Origin of the sequence: Actinomadura logoneensis, from assembly GCF_003428695.1 — a bacterium.
GTDB lineage: Bacteria > Actinomycetota > Actinomycetes > Streptosporangiales > Streptosporangiaceae > Spirillospora > Spirillospora logoneensis.
This window is the reverse complement of the sequence record NZ_QURH01000803.1, coordinates 1-4,430: the sequence shown is the minus strand read 5'-3', so window position 1 is coordinate 4,430 and position 4,430 is coordinate 1. Positions and strand designations below refer to the sequence as shown.

The 4,430-nt window shown below is 74.9% G+C and carries 5 protein-coding genes; 4 read left to right on the top strand and 1 reads right to left on the bottom strand.

Features of this window, described 5'->3' with window-relative positions; translation table 11 throughout:
- Window positions 1-514 precede the first annotated feature (514 nt).
- The 4 genes from DZF91_RS27725 to DZF91_RS27710 all read left to right on the top strand — a co-directional run bounded on the left by DZF91_RS27725 (window position 515) and on the right by DZF91_RS27710 (window position 3,338).
- The gene (locus DZF91_RS27725; RefSeq protein ID WP_117360084.1) at window positions 515-1,207 is read left to right on the top strand and encodes a response regulator; all 693 of its coding nucleotides are present in this window, start codon (window positions 515-517) and stop codon (window positions 1,205-1,207) included.
- Between the two features lie 183 nt (window positions 1,208-1,390).
- Entirely contained in the window at window positions 1,391-1,888 is a 498-nt protein-coding gene (locus DZF91_RS27720) for a methylated-DNA--[protein]-cysteine S-methyltransferase (RefSeq protein ID WP_117360083.1), read from the top strand.
- 23 nt (window positions 1,889-1,911) lie between these two features.
- Window positions 1,912-2,667 (top strand): 2OG-Fe(II) oxygenase, encoded by a 756-nt coding sequence (locus DZF91_RS27715; protein WP_117360082.1) that lies wholly within the window; start codon window positions 1,912-1,914, stop codon window positions 2,665-2,667.
- Window positions 2,668-2,675: 8 nt separating this feature from the next.
- Window positions 2,676-3,338 carry an alpha-ketoglutarate-dependent dioxygenase AlkB family protein gene (locus DZF91_RS27710; RefSeq protein ID WP_235834613.1) on the top strand — a complete coding sequence of 221 codons (663 nt, stop codon included), beginning with the start codon at window positions 2,676-2,678 and terminating at the stop codon, window positions 3,336-3,338.
- Window positions 3,339-3,375: 37 nt separating this feature from the next.
- Here the strand turns inward: DZF91_RS27710 and DZF91_RS27705 are convergent.
- A partial coding sequence (locus tag DZF91_RS27705) for an alpha/beta hydrolase (protein WP_158588060.1) occupies window positions 3,376-4,430 on the bottom strand: 1,055 nt, incomplete at its 5' end.

Here is a 4,430-nt window from a genome sequence, read left to right as displayed (position 1 = left end):
GAACACGGCTCGTCCGGCGGCCGGAACGCCGAGACCCCTGCGCCCCGGCCTCGCTCGTGATCAGCGAGGTCCGGGGCGCAGGGGTCTTCCGCCGGAACGGGCGCAAGGAGGGCGCCGCCTCCCACCCCGGCCGGGTCATGGAGAACGAGTGGCCGGTGGAGGGGAGCGGCGGTCGGTGACCTCCTCCCGTTCGGTCGCGGTAGTAAGCATCGCCGGACGGCGGCGGGGGCGCTCGGGCCGAACAGCCCCTCGCCGGTGCCCGTTGGTCCCATGCTCCGGCCGGACGAGCCGTCCACGCCGGGGCCTGCGACGCGTCCGGGGGAGCGCGGCAGCCCGCCGCGGGCCAGGTGAGCCGTCCCCTGGAGGGCCGAAGGACGGGTGGCCCTGCCGGTAGGGCCGATCGGCCCTGTCCGGCCGACTCCGCGTCATGCAATATCGTCGCTGGCAGGTGCCGGTGCGCGGAGGGGACGCGGCCCGGCGGGGGCACCAGACGGCGGAGAACGAGGAGCATCCGATGGCGGACGGCGAGCAGCGCGGACCCGGCGACCCGATCCGGGTCTTCCTGCTGGACGACCACGAGGTGGTGCGGCGCGGGGTCAACGACCTGCTGAGCGACGAGCCGGACATCACGGTGGTCGGCGACGCGGGCACCGCGGAGCAGGCCCTCGTCCGCGTCCCGGCGCTCCGTCCGCACGTGGCGGTGCTCGACGTCCGGCTGCCCGACGGCGACGGCGTGACCGTCTGCCGGGAGCTGCGCTCGCGCATGCCGGACCTCGCCTGCCTGATGCTGACCTCGTTCGACGACGAGGAGGCGCTGCTCGACTCGATCATGGCCGGGGCCTCGGGCTACGTGCTCAAGCAGATCCAGGGCTCGGACCTGGTGTCGGCCGTGCGCACGGTCGCGGGCGGCCAGTCCCTGCTCGACCCCAGCGCGACCGCCAAGCTGATGGCCCGGCTGCGGCAGGGCCCGGAGCCCGAACCGGAGCCGGACGCCCTGCCGGGCCTGACCGACCGGGAGCGGGAGATCCTCGCCCTGATCGGCGAGGGGCTCACCAACCGCCAGATCGGCCAGCGGCTTTTCCTGGCCGAGAAGACGGTCAAGAACCACATCTCCCGGCTGCTGGCGAAGCTCGGGGTGGAGCGGCGCATCCAGGCCGCGGTCCTCGCCATGCAGGCGCAGGACCGCCTCAAGCAGCAGGGCCGCTGACCGCGCACCGCGCGTCGCCCCCAGGTCGGGAATCGGTCCTGACCTGGGGATTCGCTGTTCCGAGGCCGTGTCTTCCCCTGGCCGGACGCGTGCGTCGCCGGAACGCCGTGTCCGATTTCCGCCAGCGGTGGCCGTCCGGACGGCCCATGCTGGGATGCGGAACACGAAGGAGGGGAACGCCGCATGACCGTCTGCACGACACTCGACACCCCGCTGGGCGAACTGCTCCTGATCGGCGAGCCGGCCGGGGACGGCGTCGCGCTGTCCTCGCTGTCGATGCCGGGGCAGAAGCGCGCCCCCGCCGTCCCGCCCGTCCGGGACCGGGACCCGGCGGCGTTCACCGACGTCGTCCGGCAGTTGGAGGCGTACTTCGCGGGCGAGCTGACCGCGTTCGACCTCGCGTTCGCGCCGTCGGGCAGCGAGTTCCAGCGGCGGGTCTGGGCGGCGCTGGACGAGATCCCCTACGGGACGACCGTCAGCTACGCCGCGGTCGCCGAGCTGAGCGGGGTCCCGGCCACCGCCGTGCGGGCCGTCGCCCGCGCGATCGGCGCCAACCCGCTCCTGGTCGTCCGGCCCTGCCACCGCGTGATCCGGTCGGACGGCGCGCTGAGCGGCTACGCGGCCGGTCCGGAGCGCAAGCGGCGGCTCCTGGACCTCGAACGCGTCCACCAGCCCGCCTGACCCCGCCGCCGAGGAACCCCGCCGTGAACGACACGACCCCAGCGACCGTCCCTGCCGGCGCCCCGGCGGCCGTCCGTCCGGGCGAGCGCGTCGGGCAGCAGGACTGGACGGCCCTCGCCCGCGAGCTCGGCGAGTTCGGCCACGCGCTCACCGGACCGCTGCTCACCCCCGCCGAGTGCCGGGAGCTCGCGGACCTCTACGACCGCGAGGAGCACTTCCGCACCACCGTCGACATGGCCCGGCACCGCTTCGGTTCCGGGCAGTACCGCTACTTCACCCACGAGCTGCCCGAGGTCGTCGCCGAGCTGCGCGCGGCGTTCTACCCGAGGCTGCTGCCTGTCGCCCGCGACTGGGCGGACAAGCTGGGCCGTCCGGCGCCCTGGCCGGACGACCTCGACGCGTGGGTGCGGATGTGCCACGAGGCGGGCCAGACCAGGTCCGCGCAGATCCTGCTGCGCTACGGCCCCGGCGACTGGAACGCCCTGCACCGCGACGTGTTCGGCGAGATGCTGTTCCCGCTCCAGGTCGTCATCGGACTGGACGCGCCCGGCACGGACTTCACCGGCGGCGAGTTCGTCATGACCGAGCAGCGTCCCCGCGCGCAGTCGAGGGGCTCGTCCGCGACCGTCCCGCAGGGCCACGGGCTGGTCTTCACCACGCGGGACCGTCCGGTCGCCTCGAAGCGGGGCTGGTCGAACGCTCCGATGCGGCACGGCGTGAGCACCGTCCGCACCGGGCTCCGCCGCACGCTCGGGCTCGTCTTCCACGACGCGGCATGACCGGTGCGGTGAACGCGCTCCTCCCGCTGCCCACGCCTCCGCTGCCGCCGGGCGCCGTCCACCTGCCGGGGTGGCTCCCGCTCGAACGGCAGCGGGAGCTCGTGGCCGCCTGCCGCGCCTGGGCCGTGGGCCCCGTCCCGATCCGGCACACCCGGCTGCCGAACGGCGGCGTGATGTCGGTCCGGACGGTGTGCGTGGGCTGGCACTGGCAGCCGTACCGGTACACCCGCACGGCGGACGACGTGAACGGTCGGCGGGTGGCCGAGTTCCCCGACTGGCTGGTCGCGCTCGGCCGCCGCGCCCTGCTGGACGCCTACGGCGACGAGGCCGCCGCGTCCGCCTACGCACCGGACGCCGCGCTGGTCAACCACTACGACGGGCAGGCCAGGATGGGGATGCACCAGGACAAGGACGAGCGCTCGTCCGCCCCCGTCGTGTCGTTGTCCATCGGCGACACCTGCGTCTTCCGCGTGGGCAACACCCGGCCCTACACCGACGTCGAACTCGCCTCCGGCGACCTGTTCGTCTTCGGCGGGCCGTCGCGCTTCATCTACCACGGCGTGCCCAAGGTGCTGGAGGGGACGGGCGACCCCGCGACGGGTCTGGCGTCGGGACGGCTGAACATCACGCTGCGCGTCACCGGCCTCGGCGACGAGGCGTCCGCACCCTGACCGCCGCCGAGCTCGACCGGGGACGGAGGGGCGCGGGTCAGCGCGGCGGGTCGTCGGAGGTGTAGGCGGGCAGCGGGAGGCGCCGCCCGAGGAGGAACGCCCGCAGGAGGCCGGTGTACACGGTGGGCTTGTCCCCGGCGATGGCGTGCCCGGCGCCCCTGACCAGGACGAGCGTCGAGTTCGGAAGGGTGCGGCGGTAGTCGCGGGTCGCCTCCCAGCGCACGAAGTCGCACTCGCCGCGCATGACCAGCGCGGGAGTCCGGACGCGCCGCAGCGCCGGGCGGGGGTCGGGCACCTTGCGGAAGTCCCTGCTGGTGATCTGGTTGACGTAGAAGCCCTGCCGGTTCTCGTGGGGCGTCCTGGACGGCGCGCCGGGGCAGGAGGTGGTGTCCTTGCCCACCAGGGCCAGCCGGTGGAAGCGCTCGTCCGCCTCGCGGTCGCCGTAGAAGGCGTGCGCGGCGTTGGGATTGACGCTCAGCAGGACGGCGGCGGCGAGGAGCCGCGGGGCCGAGGTCAGTTCGTCGTAGCGCTTCTTCTGCGCGGGCGTGAGGCGCGTCCAGGGGTCGCCGTCGCCGTGCGGGAGGGCGGCCGGCCACAGGACGCCCGGCGAGGTGAAGACCACCTTGGCCACGTGCTCGGGATGCGCCGCGAGGTACTGCGCGGCGAGGGAGCCGCCCCAGGACTGCCCGACGATGATGATCCGGTCCGCGCCGATGGCGGCGCGGACCGCGTCCAGGTCGGCGACGTGCCGGGCCACGGTGTAGCGGGTGACGTCGGACAGGCGTGTGGACCGTCCCGCGCCGACCTGGTCGTAGGCGTACACGTCGAAGCCGTCGGCGGCGAGCGCCGCGCCCGCGACCGGGACGCCCTCGCCCGGGGTGCCGGGGCCGCCGTGCAGGAACACGACGGGGGTCGGCCTGCGCCTGCCGGTGGCGGGGGCGTGGACGTAGGCGATCCGCGAGCCGGTCGGCAGGTTCCAGAACCGGACGCCGGCGGGCGTCGCGGCGGTCGCCGGGGCGGGGCCGGGCCGGAAGACGGTGACGGACGCGAGCGCGGCCACGGCGGCGGTGAGGCCCGCGCCGAGGAGCAGGG

Excerpts from the sequence above, each read along its gene's own strand:
- DZF91_RS27725 (WP_117360084.1), top strand. The coding sequence starts at position 515 with ATGGCGGACGGCGAGCAGCGCGGACCCGGCGACCCGATCCGGGTCTTC.
- DZF91_RS27720 (WP_117360083.1), top strand. The coding sequence starts at position 1,391 with ATGACCGTCTGCACGACACTCGACACCCCGCTGGGCGAACTGCTCCTG.